Origin of the sequence: Flavicella sediminum (genome assembly GCF_006381105.1) — a bacterium.
GTDB classification, from domain to species: Bacteria; Bacteroidota; Bacteroidia; order Flavobacteriales; family Flavobacteriaceae; genus Flavicella; species Flavicella sediminum.
Map to the genome: position 1 here is coordinate 925399 of NZ_VDET01000002.1, position 15688 is coordinate 941086.

Below are 15688 nucleotides of genomic sequence, written 5' to 3' on the forward strand. Positions count from 1 at the left end.
AAAGAGCCTTTTTTTAGATCAAGTTCAACCTACTCATTATAAACCTCAATGGCTTTTCTTACATAATCACGCTTTTTCCTAGAAGAAAGGTAGGTTGCTATTATGGTTCCAAAACCGGCCAAACCAATAGCCAAATTTACAGGCTTCAATTCAGTAACAGGCATATCTTCAATCCTATTTGTATCTTGATTATAACCTCTCGTTGTCTCTCCCGTCTTTTTTGATGCCGTTAAAATACCCGCCACCATGGCAATACCACCTAACACATAAGCCAAGGTTCTTTTTCCTTTTGCTTTATGGAATTTTTCTAAATACACCACACTTTCCGCATTGTCTTTTAAGTCGATAATTAAATTGTCATAATTGGCTAGTTTTAATGACTCAAAACCTTTATTATAATAATTAGTAATGGTTGTAGAAGTACGTCCCATAGACATTCCAAAACCACCTGCCATAGGCATTGGCGCAGCATAAGAAGTACTAATTTGCTCGAAAAAATTCACTTTCCCTTTTACAATTCTCTCTGCAAAACCGGCATTACCTTTACCAACACGTCCAAAAAAACCACTGTCCGATTTATAAAATTGCACCTCCGTATTTAAAATTTTCTGATCGTCAATCACAAGATAATCTTTTTTAAAAATAGGATTTTTACTGGTAATGTACCTACCATAAACAATTTCACCATTGGTTTTAAATACAAAATTTCTATTGGTATCAATTTCCTGAGAAGCCATTTCAAAAATGGAAATAAAAACCCCAAGCAACATAATAATTTTCTTCATAGCATGAATTTTTTAAATTAAGTGGCAAATGTAAAAAATTAATCGCCCCATATTGGCTTGCTCTAAATAAACACTTTATTTACCCAAGCATTCTACCTATCTTTGACCCCAATATTTACAACTAATTATAAATTATGTACATCTACAACATTACAACCAATATTGAAGGAAGTCACGAGCAAAAATGGCTAGATTGGATGCAGAACACACATATACCAGAAATGCTTGCTACAGGTAAATTTTCATCGGCAAAGCTGTGTAAAGTTTTGATTGAAGAAGAAATGGGTGGTGTAACCTATAGTGTTCAATACGGTGTTGAATCTTTAGAAATACTTAAAGAATTCCACGAAACGGAAGCACCAATATTAAAGAACAAAGCAAATTCTTTGTTTGCAGGACATTTTGTTTATTTTGAAACAGAATTGCAATTGATGGACAAACAATTTTCAGCGGTAAATTAGAAATTTTAATTTCATAACCACCCTCCGACAAACTAAGAGTTCAAAATAAAAAAGAAAAAAACATGAGTGTAAGAGCAAAAAAACATTTAGGGCAGCATTTTTTAAAAGATGAACAAATAGCCAAAGATATTGCGGATAGCTTGACTGAAAAAGGTTATGACACTGTTTTAGAAATTGGGCCTGGTATGGGGGTTTTGACTAAATATCTCTTAGAAAAAGACTATACAACTCATGTTATAGAAATTGATACAGAATCAGTAGAATACCTGCAAAACACTTACCTTAATCTTGCTCCAAGAATCATTTCAAAAGACTTTTTAAAAATAAATATTACAGACTATTTCAAAGAGAAACAATTTGCAATTATTGGAAACTTCCCCTATAATATCTCAACACAAATCGTTTTTAAAACTTTAGATTATAGAGATCAAATTCCTGAATTCTCGGGAATGTTTCAAAAAGAAGTAGCTGAGCGTATTGCTGAAAAAAAAGGAAGTAAAAAATATGGAATCTTATCGGTGATAGCTCAGGCTTTTTATGATATTGAATATTTATTCACGGTTCCACCAACGGTATTTGACCCTCCTCCAAAAGTTGAATCCGGAGTTATTCGAATGATTCGAAAAGCAGACTACAGCTTACCCGTAGATGAAAAATTATTTTACCGAGTTGTAAAAACCGCTTTTAACCAACGAAGAAAAATGTTGAGAAGTAGTTTAAAATCGATGAATTTATCTGATAAACTAAGAGAAGATGCTATCTTTGCCCTACGACCAGAACAGTTGTCTGTCGAAGAATTCATCAATTTAACGTCTTTAATTGAGCAAGATGCAATTTGAAATTACCAAAGATTTTTTTTCGGATCTAAAACAGCATATTGCTGATAAAAACAACCATGCTTTATCGCATACTTTCCTTGAAATACATCCTGCTGATATTGCTGAAATATTAGAAGATTTAAATTTCGAAGAAGCCATCTACATCATCAAACTATTGGATGCTGAAAAAACTTCAGACATCCTTACAGAACTAGATGAAGATACGCGTGAAAAAGTACTACAAGGACTTTCCTCTGAAGAAATTGCCAAAGAAATTGACGAATTAAATTCTGATGATGCCGCGGATATTATTGGAGAACTTTCCGAAGAGCAAAAGAAAGAAGTAATTTCTCAAATTGAAGATGTTGAACACGCCAAAGACATTGTAGACCTTTTACGTTATGACGAAGATTCTGCTGGTGGATTGATGGGAAAAGAGTTGATCAAAGTCAACGAAAATTGGACCAACCTACGCTGTGTAAAAGAAATGCGTAGACAAGCAGAAGATTATGACAAGGTACATACCATTTATGTGGTAGACGATAATGATGTATTAAAAGGAAGACTTTCTTTAAAAAGCTTGCTAACTACTTCTACAAGAACTGCTGTAAAAGAAGTTTACGACCCCAAAATAACCTATGTTAAAGTTGGCGAAAAAGATGAAGAAGTAGCCAAAACCATGCAAAAATACGATCTTTTTGTGGTGCCCGTCATTGATGAAATGGATCGATTGGTAGGTCAAATTACCATAGATGATATTGTAGACGTTATTAGAGATGAAGCCGACAAAGATTACCAAATGGCGGCTGGTATTACCGATGACGTTGAGGCAGATGACAGCATTTTTGAACTGACCAAAGCAAGGTTGCCATGGTTAGTTTTAGGTTTATTTGGTGGACTAGGAGCTGTATTTATTATGGAAGGCTATGAAGAATTTATGCACAAAGATGGCATCAAAGAACTGTTTTTCTTCACCCCTTTAATTGCCGCTATGGCAGGAAATGTTGGTGTACAATCTTCTGCAATTATTGTGCAAGGTTTGGCCAACGATATTGTAAAAGGAAGTCTGTGGAATAGATTGATCAAAGAAGTTGGCTTAAGTCTGATTAACGGATTTGCCTTAGCGTTCTTAATCATGATTTTTGGCTTTGTCATGGATTACAATATTGCTTTTAGCTTGACAATTGCTTCTGCATTAATTTGTGTAATTATTGTAGCCGCTTTAATTGGAACTTTTGTACCTATCGTTTTGCATAAAAGAGGAATTGACCCCGCCATTGCTACTGGTCCGTTTATTACCACTAGTAATGATATTTTTGGAATTTTTCTATTCTTTTATATTGCCAAGTTAATATTGCATTTTTAATAAGAAAGCCATTTAAAGGCTCTAGAAAAAATTTAAATGATTTTATTTCAATTTTAGTTTCTCCAAAAACGACCAAAGCACAATTCCTGTGGTAACCGATATATTTAAAGAGTGCTTGGTTCCAAATTGTGGAATTTCAATACAATGGTCTGAAGCAGACACAACTTCTTGTTGCACCCCCTTCACTTCATTCCCCATAACGATGGCATATTTTTCTTGCTTCGAAACTTGAAAATCTTGTAGCATTGTTGCATTATCTGCTTGTTCAATAGCCGCTACAATCACTCCTTCTTTTTGAAGTTTTTTCACCAAGCTCAAAGTATCTTCAACATATTCCCAAGCTACTGATTCAGTAGCTCCCAAGGCCGTTTTATGAATATCTTTATTTGGAGGTGTTGCCGTAATTCCACACAAATAAATTTTCTCCACTACAAAACCATCACTTGTTCTAAAAACAGACCCAATATTATTAAGACTTCGAATATTGTCGAGAATTACGATCAAAGGTATTTTTTTTACCGACTTAAATTCTTCAACTTCCAAGCGGTTCAATTCGCTGTTTTTTAATTTTCTCATAAAATAAATATCTAACGCAAAATTAGTTGGAAATCAATCAGCACACAAATTTATATTTTGTTCTTTTTCCTTCTGCTCAAGTAAAAAATATCAATAACTTAGCGACATAAAAATTGTAATTCCAGCATTCTCAATGATTCAATTAGGCAAATTAAAAACTGTTTCAAGTGAAACAACGATTGAAATACCGACCAAAGATTTTAAAATCGGTCTTAACAACACCGAAAATCATATTATCAAAGTCGATAGCAATTTAGAAATTGACTATGTCATTGATAAAATTTGCAATCATGCCGGTGGAAAATTAATTCTTAAAGGCGAACAAGCCGTTTGTCCGATGCACGATTGGAAGCTGAACCTTGAAAACCTTTGCTATAACGACAGCCATATTTCAAAAGAAAAAGTTGAATTTCAAAAATTAGAAAATGGAAATATCAGCCTAAAAGATGCCATAAAACGTTTAGAAAATCCTTTTTTCAACCCAAACAAAAAGAAATCGGTTGCTGTAAGATGGATCAACCATGCCACTGTTTATATTGAATGTAATGGAATTAGCCTTATTACAGATCCTTGGTTATTTGGCCCTGCTTTTATGACCGGATGGTGGCTAAAATCCCCTTCTCCAACTGACTCAATTGCATTATTAAAAAATGCGGATTATGTATATATTTCGCACAACCATCCTGATCACTTACATCCAGAAACTTTAGCGCTCTTAAAAAAAGACACGAAAATTATTGTCGGAAATTTCACGAGCCGCTCCTGTGAAAAATATTTAAAATCATTAGCTTTTACAAACGTTTCAGCACTCGATTTTAATCAAATTTATGAATTGACTCCAGACTTTCAAATCAGTATTTTAAAATCTGGCGATTTTAGAGATGATTCAGGAATTTATATCAACGCAAATAACAACCAACTGTTACTAACTGTAGATTGTAATTTTTTAAACTCGCATGTATTGCCTATGCATGTAGATCTTTTAATGACCTCATTTGCCAGCGGCGCCAGTGGATTTCCATTATGTTTTGACGACTATAGCCTTGCCGAAAAAAGAAAAATAAGCAAGAGAAAAAAAGTATCTATGCGAGCAGCTGTTGTCAATTATTTACAGCACACCCAACCCAAATATTACATTCCTTATGCAGGTATGTTTAAAGAATATTCTGAAAGAGATGCTTTTATCAGAACACATAATTTAAAAAACTCACCGGACGATTTTAAGGGAATTTCCGTAGCCCAAAATGTCAATTTCATTGAAGCCCAAAGTGATGTATTACTTACATTACAAAATGGACATATCCATCAAAATAAACTTCCAAAAGTCACTTATTTAGAAAAAGAGGACCCTAATTTTTACATCAATGCTTATAAAAAAGAATATTTGTTTTCCGCAGAAAAAACAATCCATTATTTAAAAAACTCAGGATTCAAAGACAAACAGATCGTTCAATTAATTCCGACGAATAGTACTTTCGACAAAACAGAATCAGAAATAATCTATGCCGATTTTCACCAACAAATTTTCAAAACAATTTCTGAAAGCGAACTAATTTCATTTAAAGAAGATTATAAAGTGATGAAATTATCTGTTCGCTCTGAAGTCATTGCCTGTGTCATTGAAAATAAACTGCCATGGGAAGACTTCTCTATCGGATTTCAAATGAGAGTCTTAAGAAACCCAAATCAGTACGAGTCAAAATTTTGGTATCATTTTACCAATATCTATACAAGCGAAGAAAACTTCAGGTATTCGCCTTATTGTGGATCTTGTACCATAATTGAACAAAACCCAATTTGGAACAAAATCAAGTAAAAAAGTATTTCCTAATTCTAACTACAAAAATAAGACTTACCCCTTAAAAATCAACCGCTAACAGTGAACACACTTTTCTTAGTAACATAGTTTTCAATCGACAGAAAATATGTATTTTCGCAACTCAATTGAATAGCGAGTAAAATGAGTGCGAAATTTAGAGAACATAAAGGACTAAGTTTAACAAATATAGCGGATGAGACGCTAAAATTCTGGAAAGAAAACGACATCTTTCAAAAGAGTATTAGTAGCCGAGAAGGAAAAGAACCCTATGTATTTTTTGAAGGACCTCCTTCGGCAAATGGGCTTCCTGGAATTCACCATGTAATTGGACGTACCATCAAAGATATTTTTCCTCGTTACAAAACCATGAAAGGATTCAAAGTTGAGCGTAAAGCTGGATGGGATACCCATGGTTTGCCTGTTGAACTAGGTGTTGAAAAAGAATTAGGAATTACCAAAGAAGATATTGGAACAAAAATTTCTGTAGAAGACTACAACCAAGCGTGTAGAAATGCAGTGATGAAATACACCGATGTTTGGAATAACTTAACAGAAAGAATTGGGTATTGGGTAGATATGGAAGATCCATACATTACCTACAAACCAAAATATATGGAGTCTGTTTGGTGGTTGTTATCGCAATTGTACAAAAAGAATTTAATGTACAAAGGTTACACTATTCAACCGTATTCTCCAAAAGCAGGGACTGGATTAAGTTCACATGAAATTAATCAGCCTGGTGCATACCAAGACGTTACTGACACGACAATTGTCGCTCAATTTAAAGCAGTTAAAAACACCTTACCAGAAGGATTGCAAAATTTAGACGGCGATGTGCATTTTATAGCTTGGACAACTACTCCTTGGACTTTGCCTTCCAATACAGCATTGACTGTTGGACCAAAAATTGATTATGTCGCTGTAAAATCGTTCAATCAATATACATTTGAACCTATTACCGTAATTTTAGCCAAAGCCTTGGTAGGAAAACAGTTTGGAAAGAAATTTTCAGTTGTTGAAAACGAAGCAGATTTAGCCAATTATAAGGCTGGCGACAAAAAAATTCCTTTCATTATTGTAGATGAATACAAAGGAAATGATTTAGTAGGCGCTAAATTTGAGCAATTATTACCCTATGCCTTGCCGTATGAAAATCCGGAAAATGCCTTTAGAGTAATTGCCGGTGATTTTGTAACTACGGAAGACGGAACAGGTATTGTACATACCGCTCCAACTTTTGGTGCAGACGATGCTTTGGTTGCCAAACAAGCAACTCCTGAAGTACCACCTATGTTGGTTTTGGATGAAAATGACAATCCAATTCCATTAGTAGATTTACAAGGAAAATTCACTTCACATGTAGGACCTTACGCAGGAAAATACGTGAAAAACGAATATTACAACGACGGAGAAGCTCCAGAAAGATCTATTGATGTAGAAATTGCCATTCAATTAAAAGAAGAAAATAAGGCTTTTAATGTTGAAAAATACAAGCATAGTTACCCACATTGTTGGAGAACTGACAAGCCTATTTTATATTACCCATTAGATTCTTGGTTTGTAAAAGTAACTGAGAAACGCGACAGAATGTTCGAATTGAATAATTCTATCAACTGGAAGCCTGAATCTACAGGAACTGGACGTTTTGGAAACTGGCTAAAAAATGCCAACGACTGGAATTTATCGCGCTCTAGATACTGGGGAATTCCTTTACCTATTTGGAGATCTGAAGATGGAACTGAAGAAATTTTAATTGGTTCTGTTGCTGAATTAAAAAGTGAAATTCAAAAATCTATTGATGCTGGTATCGCTTCAGAAGATATTTTTGCTGACTTTAAAGTTGGGGATATGTCGGAAGAAAACTATGACAAATTAGATTTGCATAAAAACATTGTCGATCAAATTACCTTGGTTTCACCTTCAGGAAAACCAATGAAACGTGAAGCCGATTTAATTGATGTTTGGTTTGATTCAGGATCAATGCCGTATGCACAATGGCATTACCCTTTTGAAAACAAAGAATTAATTGATGACAATAAGTTTTACCCTGCCAATTTTATTGCGGAAGGAGTAGATCAAACCAGAGGTTGGTTCTATACACTACATGCAATTAGTACTATGGTTTTTGACTCAGTTGCTTATAAAAATGTTGTTTCTAACGGATTGGTATTAGACAAGCATGGTAAAAAAATGTCGAAACGTTTAGGAAATGGAATTGACCCTTTTGAAACCATGGACAAATATGGACCAGATGCAACACGTTGGTACATGATTGCAAATGCAAATCCTTGGGACAATTTAAAATTTGATTTGGATGGAATAGACGAAGTAAGAAGAAAATTCTTCGGAACTTTATACAACACCTATTCTTTCTTCTCTTTATATGCGAATTTGGATAATTTCAGTTATGCTGAAGCAGATATTCCAAATGAAGAAAGACCAGAAATTGACCGTTGGGTATTGTCTGAATTAAATACCTTGATTAAAAACGTAGATAAATTCTATGAAGAATATGAACCCACAAAAGCAGCAAGAGCTATTCAGAATTTTGTTTCTGAAAACCTAAGTAACTGGTTTGTACGCTTAAGTAGAAGACGTTTTTGGAAAGGTGAATACGAGCATGATAAAATTTCTGCCTACCAAACCTTGTATACGTGTATGCTAAATGTAGCAAAGTTAGGAGCACCTATTGCCCCTTTCTTTATGGAAAACTTATTCAAAGACTTGACAAATGCTACTGAAGGAAACTTCCAAGAATCTATTCACTTAGAAGACTTCCCTATAGCAAATGAAGCAATTATAGACGAAGCTTTGGAAAGAAAAATGCAAAAAGCACAGCAAATTTCTTCTATGGTCTTATCGTTACGTAAAAAAGAAATGATCAAAGTAAGACAACCCTTACAACGTGTTATGATTCCTGTTTTGGACGAAAGAGACAGAGCAGATATTTTAGCCATCCAAGATTTGATTATTTCTGAAGTAAATGTGAAAGAAATTGAGTTGATTGATGACGCTTCTGGTATTTTAGTAAAAAACATCAAACCCAACTTTAAGGTCTTGGGACCTAAATATGGTAAGGAAATGCGTTTTGTAGGTGCTGCCGTACAAAAATTCACACAAGAAGACATTGCCAAACTTGAAAAAGATGGAAAAATTTCTTTAGAAATAAACGGAAAAATTGTAGATTTATCCACAGAAGAAGTTGAGATCTCTTCACAAGATATTGAAGGTTGGTTAGTTGCCAATCAAGGTAGCTTAACAGTAGCTCTTGATGTTCATATTTCTGACAAATTACGCAAGGAAGGAATTGCCAGAGAATTGATCAATAGAATTCAAAACATAAGAAAAGATTCAGGTTTTGAAGTAACAGACAAAATTCAATTAATCATTGAAGAACATGCTATTTTAAAAGAAGCTGTTTTGGAAAACGAAGACTATATCAAGAGCGAAACATTAACTGAAAAATTAGAATTCTCAACAAACCCGGTAGACGGAATTGAGGTTGAATTTGACGATATAAAAAGTAGATTGTTAATTAGTAAAAATTAAAAAAATGGACCATATAAAAGCACATTACGGAGAAGCGGATTTAGCCGAGTTTAAAGAAATAATCTTGAAAAAAATTGCCCGTGCCCAAGAAGATTTAGACATCTTGAATGATGCTTATAAGAACAACAGTTCTAACGGGACAGACGACACTTCTCATACCTTTAAAGCATTTGAAGAAGGAGCTGAAACAATGGCAAAAGAAGCGAACGTGCAGTTAGCTATTCGTCAAGAAAAATTTATTCGCGATTTAAAAAATGCTTTGCTACGTATTGAAAATAAAACCTACGGAGTTTGTAGAGTTACAGGAAAACTAATTCAAAAAGAACGTTTGAAATTAGTCCCACATGCAACACTAAGCATTGAAGCTAAAAAAGCGCAATCATAACACATTAATATTCCACAAAACAACTTCTTTGTTTCGTTACAGAGAAGTTGTTTTTATTTATCCCTATCTCCATTGAAAAAAGCAATCCTAATCATTATCGCCGTTCTTGCCATAGATCAAATTAGCAAAATATGGATCAAAACCAACTTAATGCTAGGTCAAGAAATTTTTGTTTTTGACTGGTTTAGAATTCATTTTATTGAAAATAACGGAGCTGCTTGGGGAGCAGAAATTGGAGGAAAAGCAGGGAAATTATTTTTGACTTTATTCCGATTAGGTGCCATTGTTGGTATTGGATATTGGCTTTATAAATCGATAAAAGAGAAGGCTCATAATTTATTGATTGTTTCTGTAGCCCTTATTTTTGCAGGTGCTTTAGGAAACATTATTGATTCTGTATTGTATGGAATTATCTTTGACCATTCAAACTACCAATTAGCCACACTATTCTCCAACAAGCCTTACGGTACAATTTTTCATGGAAAAGTAGTAGACATGCTTTATTTTCCGATGTGGCATGGAGTATTTCCTGAATGGGTACCCAAAGTAGGTGGAGAAAATTTCACCTTTTTTAACGCCATCTTTAATATTGCAGACTCTGCTATTACTATTGGAGTGAGTATTTTAATTGTTTTTGGAAACAAGATTTTCCCTAAATAACAACAGCAACAATTCCGAATAATTATAAGAATTTATTTTAATTTTTATATCTCTTTAAAAAAGATATATTTGTACATATACCCCACAAAAAATTTGAATCCCTAACTCAAATTATAAATGGAATATTTACTCCACGCCTTGTTCGAAAAACAAGCAAGACTTCATCCCAATAATTTGGCGGTGAAAATTAACAACACTACAATTTCATACCAAGAACTCAACCTTCAAGCTAATCAATTTGCAAATTATTTAATTCACCAAGGCATTAAGCAAGGCGATGTTGTAAAAATTTGTCTTGAGCGCTCCATTGAGATGTTTATTGGTATTCTCGGAATTTTAAAATGTGGAGCTGCTTATCTTCCCATTGATACAGATACTCCAAAACATCGTTTGGACTTACTCTTTAAAGATGCTCCCAACCCTTTTTTAGTTTCAAATACAGCTTGTTACAATAGCCTACACCGAATTACCGTACCACACAAAATTATTTCACTAGGCAACCTAAGCAATTCCTTTTCGAACTACCCAACAACGAAACCTGAACTAAACATAAATAAGAATACTACTGCGGTTATTTTATATACCTCAGGATCTACAGGAACACCCAAAGGAGTTGTTTTAAGTCATGCTGCACTAACAAATAATATTCTTTGGCACAAAGACACATATAAGCATTCAGAACAAGATATTGTACTTCAACATGCTTCTTTTACATTTGACTTTTCTATCCTAGAAATTTTTATGGCTTTAGCCTGCGGAGGACTTTTGGTACTTGCTCGACAAAAATTCCATTATGACGGGTTTTACTTAATAGAATTGATTAAAAAAGAGAAAATAACTATTATAGGTTCTGCTCCTTCATTAGTAAGAGCCTATATTAAGTTTCCCGAATTTAGAAACTGTATTTCTCTAAAAAAAGTTTTTTTAGGAGGAGAAGCCTTAGATAGAAATTTAGTGAATGATTTTTTCAAACAATCAACCGCCGAATTAATAAATATTTATGGACCAACTGAATGTTCCATTTCAGTATTACAATGGAGATGTGATCCGAAAAACACAAAAATGCCTGTCCCAATTGGGATCCCAATTGCCAATATGAAAATCATCCTACTAGATGAAAACCAACAAATTGTAAAGAATGGCGAAATTGGGGAAGTTCACATATCAGGACCTGGATTAGGCACCAAATATTTAAATAGACCCGATTTAACGAATGAAAAATTTATCACAAATTCGATTCATAGTAAATTACTTTATAAAACGGGAGATCTTGCAAAAAAATCAAAAGATGGCGTTTATTACTTCCATGGAAGAACGGATCATCAAGTAAAAATAAGTGGACAAAGAGTTGAATTAGGAGAAATTGAATTCGTATTATCTTCACATAAAAGTATTTCAAATTGCAAAATAACAAGTTATAAAATAAACGACAAAGATTTAAAAATTATAGCTTATGTCATTCCTAATAAAACGCTAGATCTAGACAGACTCAACACCTATTTAAGTAAGAGTATGCCAAAATACATGCTACCCAATGCTTATATTGAAGTTGAAAAATTCGAATTATCATCCAATGGTAAAATAGATCTTACAAAACTCCCTAAACCAGATAAAAACAGAATTTATACCGGCATTTCGTACAAATCACCTCAAAACGAAACACAAAAAAAACTCAGTCAAATATGGGAAGAAATCTTAAAAATGAAGCCAATTGGTATAAAAGACCCGTATCATTTTTTAGGAGGTGACTCTTTAGGTAATATTTTAATTCATCAATTAATAGAAACTAGAATAGGACATAAAATAGCGCTAGATACCTTCTTAAAAACAAATACAATAGAGGCGCAAGCTAAAATAATAGACAACTTAACTATTTCTAAAAAGAAGCTAAAAGTAATTTTTCTAAGAAAAAAAGGAACAAAATCACCTATTATAATAACGCAAACCATTCATAGCGAAGGCATTATTTTTCCTAATAAAATAATTAATGATTTACCTAAAGATCATCCAATTATTGCAACAATTCCGTTTGGACTTTGCCCTAAAAAATTGCCAAATTCAATTGCAGAAGCCGCGAAAATTTACACAAAAGATTTAGAATTAATTTCTGACTCTCAAGAATTTATTTTAATCGGTTATTCTATGGGTGGACTTTTAGCTTCTGAAATGGCACATTTACTAGAAAATAAAGGAAAAAGAATAAAATATATCTACTTATTAGATTCATTTCATCCAACCGCACTTATTAATCTAATCAATAAAAACAGTTATTTTAATCGCATTCTTTTTTATAAAAAAAGAATCATTCAGGGAAACCTTAAAGAAAACATACTACTTGTCAAATATTTTACGTACTTCACCTATACTAGAATAAAAAAACTTAGCACTAAAAGAGGACAACTTTCATTTATGCTGCGCCCATTAGTGTTATTAGGTTTGGTAACTAAAACAGAAAAACTTTGTAAAACATTCGGAAATAATAATTTTTTATTCGCTGTTAACCACCAACCCAAAAAAATTACTGGTCAAATTATATTAATAGTGGCTTCAGATCCTAACCATTCATACAATTTCAAAACACCAAACTCTTCACTAGAAGAAAATTTATTCTATTTATCAAAGGATATTTCCTCCGAAATTAAACACTATAAAGTTCCCTTTACACATAGTTCAATGCTTGAAAGTTCAAACCTAAAAACCGTTACAAACATTATAAATGAACATTTAGCAACTAGCTAGCATTTCTCTATTATTAATAGACTTTATACTACTTTGTCTACGACCCCTATTCCTTAACCAATTTCAACGATTGTCTACGTCCATTTTCATGGGTTACATAAAGCAAATAAACACCTGATTCTATATGTGAAATATCAATAGCTTCATGCCTATTTCTAAATTCATATACCTTTTCTCCTAACATGCTATATAAAACACCAGACTCTACAGCCGTAGCAAGACTAAAAATATTTTTTACAGGATTAGGAATTACTTTGAGTGCTCTTTCATCGGTTTCAACATCATCTATCGCTAAAAATTCATTTACATGAAATGTGATTTCATAGATTCTAAATCTAGGTGTATTGGCATCTGAATTAGAAAACGAGGTAATTATATAATTCATCTCTTGAGCCACATTGGTAAAGGTTATGGGAGTATCAAAATTAAAATCCATATCATAAGTAGAAGATGTACTTGCATAGTCAAAACTTTTAGTTTCCTCTCCTATAGTCATATCAAAAGATACGGCATCATTTATTTGTGAGCGTCCTCTAAAGGTAACTTTATCGCAAACAACAGAGGTATTACTTCCAGACTTTACCAAAAATTTAGCACCACTGTCCACTGCTTTAGATTGTATATAAAGTGTTTTTGGTGATGCATCACCTAGAAGTTCTAAAAAAGTATCAGAAGGATTGAAAGACTGCTCCAAATCTGTATCATTTAAACTTATTTGCGTTACAGGCACTGTTGAAATTTTATCAGACACGATTAAAAAATTATTTTCATCTACAAGTGTAAATACGACTTGGATAGCGGATTCTGGCACATTTGCCGTAATTACATTTCCATTTACAGTTGCCGAAGTTTCAAACCATTCTTCATCTTCATCTACTATGTATAGTACATTAGCTGTAGCAATTGCCGCTTGTCCTGAAGCAGCTGTAACTGTTGCTGTGGCCATATAATTATCTTGATCAAAAGTAATAGAAGAAACGGCTGGCACTTTATCTTGATTTAACAAAGGAGCATCACTACCCGAATAATTAGCGTTCCATTGCGGATATCTAGCATTGTTTGTTGTTAAAAAGCTTTCTAGCTTTGAAATTAATTCATTTTTAGTCGCTTCAGGAATAAAATTTATGACGTTTGTAGCTTCCTCTAAATCATTAGTACTTCCATCAGCATTGTATAATTGATACACCTCATAAGAACCATCCAAATGGTTTTTATACAATTTAAATTCATTACTTCTAATAGATGACTGCATTTGGCTGTCTTGATTGTGAGGAAAATGCCAAAAAAGATCTGTTCTTTCATTTCCATTCGTATCTTCTACTATTGCCGAAGTTCCCTTTAAAATTGCAGATAAATCAACCCCCGCCAAAGCCTCAGAAACATTCGTATTTACTGTGGTACCTGTTAAAGATAAAATTGTAGGGAAAAAATCTAAATGCGAAACAACATTGTCAAAATTATTTACAGGAATATCCGGACCGGTAACAACCATAGGAACACGAACACCACCTTCTTGTGCATATTTTTTCCCTTTATCTAAAGGGTAATTGTCTGTAATAATTTCTCCACTATGTGTTTCAGCACCTCCATTATCAGATGAAAAGATAATATAGGTTGTTTCGTATAATTTCTTTCCTGGGTTTCTAGGATCGTCTGTTGTTTTTAAATAATCCACAATTTTCCCCAAACTCCAATCTAATGAAGCCACCATAGCTCCGTAATAAGGATTTGTTTGACCTGGGGTTTTGATAGCTTCATCTACTGTTGGTACAGGAATTCCTAATTTATTACAGTAATATTCTAACAAAGCCAAATCTCTAGTTTGTATAGGTGTATGCACCAACCAAGTAGCCATATACAAAAAGAAAGGTTCCGATTTATTATCCTCTAAGAAAGTTAAAGCATTTGCCGTTACAGCATCATAAGGCCTTCCGTCTTCGTCTATTTGATAAGGATCACCCTCAGCATCTGTAGCATATCCAGTTGTTCTATCACCCATACCAGTAGCAATACCTCTACCTGTAAACTGAAAATCAAAACCTTGATCTACAGCCTCCGGAAATCGATTATGACTTGCAGCCATATGCCATTTCCCCACATGACCAGATTTATATCCTTGGGTAGCCAAAGCTTCTGCAATTGTTGTTTCTTCAACATTTAGTCTTCCTGGATAATAAGGATGAATCAATTTATTTCTACTATTATTGCTATCAACTTCAGGTATTTGTCCACCAGCTACATGTGTCATTTTTGTTTGTGTAGTATGGTGCCCACTCATCATAGCGGTTCTGGATGGAGCACAGGTAGGTGCCGGAGAATAAGCTTGTGAAAAATTAGCTCCTTCTGCTGCTAAACTTAGCATATTAGGCGTTTCCCAAGGAACCATTGCCCCTTCATCATTTAACTGCGTATCCTGCCAACCTAAATCATCGGCATAAAAAATAATGATGTTTGGCTTTGCAACAACCTGACCTTTAACCGACAAAACTGAAAGTGCTACAACAAAAAAGAATACAAGAGATTTCATTAC

11 protein-coding genes are annotated in these 15688 nt (G+C 33.7%); 8 read left to right on the forward strand and 3 right to left on the reverse strand.

Going from position 1 to position 15688, the window contains the following annotated elements:
* Nucleotides 1-29: 29 nt before the first annotated feature.
* Complete coding sequence (locus FGM02_RS04180) at nt 30-785, reverse strand: hypothetical protein (protein WP_139957054.1); 756 nt, start codon at nt 783-785, stop codon at nt 30-32.
* Nucleotides 786-919: 134 nt separating this feature from the next.
* Here FGM02_RS04180 and FGM02_RS04185 point away from each other — a divergent pair, with 134 nt between their 5' ends.
* The 3 genes from FGM02_RS04185 (at nt 920) to mgtE (ending at nt 3430) form a co-directional block, all read left to right on the forward strand.
* The gene (locus FGM02_RS04185) at nt 920-1246 is read left to right on the forward strand and encodes a DUF4286 family protein (RefSeq protein ID WP_139957055.1); all 327 of its coding nucleotides are present in this window, start codon (nt 920-922) and stop codon (nt 1244-1246) included.
* A gap of 62 nt (nt 1247-1308) precedes the next feature.
* A complete protein-coding gene (gene rsmA, locus FGM02_RS04190; protein ID WP_139957056.1) occupies nt 1309-2085 on the forward strand; it encodes a 16S rRNA (adenine(1518)-N(6)/adenine(1519)-N(6))-dimethyltransferase RsmA in 777 nt (258 codons plus the stop codon).
* Nucleotides 2075-3430, forward strand: coding sequence for a magnesium transporter (gene mgtE / locus FGM02_RS04195; protein ID WP_139957057.1), 1356 nt, complete (start codon nt 2075-2077; stop codon nt 3428-3430). The genes rsmA and mgtE overlap by 11 nt, the downstream gene beginning before the upstream one ends.
* 42 nt (nt 3431-3472) lie before the next feature.
* Here the strand turns inward: mgtE and FGM02_RS04200 are convergent, their stop codons facing one another.
* Nucleotides 3473-4006 carry an RNA methyltransferase gene (locus tag FGM02_RS04200; protein WP_139957058.1) on the reverse strand — a complete coding sequence of 178 codons (534 nt, stop codon included), beginning with the start codon at nt 4004-4006 and terminating at the stop codon, nt 3473-3475.
* Between the two features lie 133 nt (nt 4007-4139).
* Between FGM02_RS04200 and FGM02_RS04205 the strand changes: the two genes are divergently transcribed.
* The 5 genes from FGM02_RS04205 (at nt 4140) to FGM02_RS04225 (ending at nt 13158) form a co-directional block, all read left to right on the forward strand.
* Nucleotides 4140-5822 carry an MBL fold metallo-hydrolase gene (locus FGM02_RS04205; RefSeq protein ID WP_139957059.1) on the forward strand — a complete coding sequence of 561 codons (1683 nt, stop codon included), beginning with the start codon at nt 4140-4142 and terminating at the stop codon, nt 5820-5822.
* A gap of 144 nt (nt 5823-5966) precedes the next feature.
* On the forward strand, nt 5967-9374 hold the full coding sequence (gene ileS / locus FGM02_RS04210) for an isoleucine--tRNA ligase (protein ID WP_139957060.1): 3408 nt from the start codon (nt 5967-5969) through the stop codon (nt 9372-9374).
* Between the two features lie 4 nt (nt 9375-9378).
* Entirely contained in the window at nt 9379-9759 is a 381-nt protein-coding gene (locus FGM02_RS04215) for a TraR/DksA family transcriptional regulator (RefSeq protein ID WP_139957061.1), read from the forward strand.
* 72 nt (nt 9760-9831) lie between these two features.
* The gene (locus FGM02_RS04220; RefSeq protein WP_139957062.1) at nt 9832-10419 is read left to right on the forward strand and encodes a lipoprotein signal peptidase; all 588 of its coding nucleotides are present in this window, start codon (nt 9832-9834) and stop codon (nt 10417-10419) included.
* 117 nt (nt 10420-10536) lie between these two features.
* The gene (locus FGM02_RS04225; protein ID WP_139957063.1) at nt 10537-13158 is read left to right on the forward strand and encodes an amino acid adenylation domain-containing protein; all 2622 of its coding nucleotides are present in this window, start codon (nt 10537-10539) and stop codon (nt 13156-13158) included.
* Between the two features lie 46 nt (nt 13159-13204).
* Here FGM02_RS04225 and FGM02_RS04230 read toward each other — a convergent pair whose 3' ends face one another.
* Nucleotides 13205-15685 (reverse strand): sulfatase-like hydrolase/transferase, encoded by a 2481-nt coding sequence (locus tag FGM02_RS04230; protein ID WP_166461131.1) that lies wholly within the window; start codon nt 15683-15685, stop codon nt 13205-13207.
* Nucleotides 15686-15688: the final 3 nt, after the last annotated feature.